The organism is uncultured Clostridium sp., from assembly GCF_937920395.1.
GTDB lineage: Bacteria > Bacillota > Clostridia > Clostridiales > Clostridiaceae > Clostridium_AD.
The window spans coordinates 1-1926 of sequence record NZ_CALEVF010000043.1 but is presented as its reverse complement, the minus strand read 5'-3'; the positions used below and the strand labels follow the sequence as shown (position 1 = coordinate 1926).

The window sequence follows — 1926 nt, the reverse complement described above, 5'->3', positions numbered from 1 at the left end:
CACTCATTAATCTACCTATAATCCAAAGTTCAAAATTTCTATGATTTTTAAGTAATTTATTGTTCACATGTTGAGGAACAGTAGCATCCTGAATCAAATGGCACGCTGCTCCAAAATAAAACATTGCTTGCCTTATATCCCCAGCTTCTACGAACTTTAACGCATATTTATAGTATTTATTAAATTCTGTTAATGCATTAGAAAATCCATATAACCCTGTTCCCGTAATGTGATGATAAAAATGATTTGAGCTCTTAAAATCTTGATCTGCCCAAGTAACCCCCTTGTTTAATTCTTTTACATAATATTTATAGAAGGTATTAACTTCAGTGTATCCTTTATTTTTTAATATCTCAATCGCTTGAATATTAATAAATTTATGAACAATACAATGAGTTTTCATAATCCTTTTTTTAATTGGATTTATTGTTACCATTAAACCTCGTAAGGTTTTTCCATATGTAGCTTCAAATTGTTTCTTCAAGCTGTTCACCTCTTAATTTAGTATACGCTAAATCTATTTTAAAAACATGTTTAATTTTACCATAATAATAATTACTTACTCTATTTTAGTTCTTTTTTCTTAAATCAACAAGTATAACCACTATTAAAGTTGTAACTATTGTTAACAAAAAGTAATAAAACTCACCTATTCCACTACTTATATTACTAGATTTACATTTTTCTATACTAATCAAATATCCATTTTTAGAATCTAGTATTATCAAATTATCAAAAAATTTTATGCTAGATATATATGCTCCACTTTCAAATTTCACTTTTTCTTTAAGTGCACTATTTTTATTTAAACTATATATACTATTATCATTCTTTTCATAGAAATATATACAATCTTTATCTCCAAATATTCCTTTTGTATCTATTGCTAAACTTATTAAGCTATTCACTGATTTATGTTGATATATTGGTGCCGGTGGATTTATTGTAGGATGGTTATCTAGAATAGCTGGTATTGGCTTATTAAACAAGTCTGTAAACTTAGGAGAGCTTATTGGATCACCACCAGAGTAATCTGGAAAACCATACCATTCATTTTTTTTAATTTTATAAATGTAGTCACTATCACCTTTCACAGCTCTTAATCCTCTTGCCTCCATGCCTCCAACTATAACTAATACTTTGCCCTCACTATTAAAATCTATCCCCGTCATATTTCTTATACCCCAAGCAAATTTTCCTTGTGCGCCAGTTTTTAAATTATAAACTATTATAGATGAATTTCCAATAACATGCTGCGTTATGATCTGTCCTTTTACATTTCTAGTTAGATATGGAACGAATGCTCCTGTTTTTACCCCTGCGAAATTTATTCCTTTTATAGTTATACTTTTAGGAGTAATGTCATGGTTTTGGGGATAATTATCTAGCCACTTATTGTCAAGTCCAACTACCCCAGAATTTGTAGCTGACCCTATTGTAACAAATAAATAATCTCCATTAATTCTAATCAAACTTTTATTATAGTCTCCATAATTCGGTATATTTTTTATTATTTCTTTATTCTCCTTTGATATTAAATTATATGAATAAACTCTTGTACCCGAGGCGTAATACAATGTTTTTTTATTGTAATCTAAGCTAGTTATACTTAAATTCTTATTTATGAATATATTAAACGCCCTGCCTGCTTTATCTATGTACTGTATTCTATCTTTGAACGCAATATAATAATTTCCCTCATTATCTTTAGTAAAATCCACTGAATTATTTAACCCTTTATATAAAACTTGTGTTTTAATACTACCATCTTTGACTGTAACTCCATATTCTTTAAAAGAACTTCTCAATGAAAATAGTGCAAAAGCCATCAAAACTAAAATAATTATAAATCCAATGGTCTTCTTCATACTTCCCCCCTCGTATAATGTAGTTGTAAGCATTGATAATAATTCAGTCATACTAACC

At 28.4% G+C, this 1926-nt stretch carries 2 protein-coding genes; both read right to left on the bottom strand.

Going from position 1 to position 1926, the window contains the following annotated elements:
• Positions 1 to 484: zinc dependent phospholipase C family protein (locus Q0649_RS05055; RefSeq protein WP_298838286.1), on the bottom strand; the 484-nt coding region annotated here is incomplete at its 3' end.
• A gap of 85 nt (positions 485 to 569) precedes the next feature.
• On the bottom strand, positions 570 to 1926 hold a 1357-nt coding region (locus Q0649_RS05050), incomplete at its 5' end, for a hypothetical protein (RefSeq protein ID WP_298838283.1).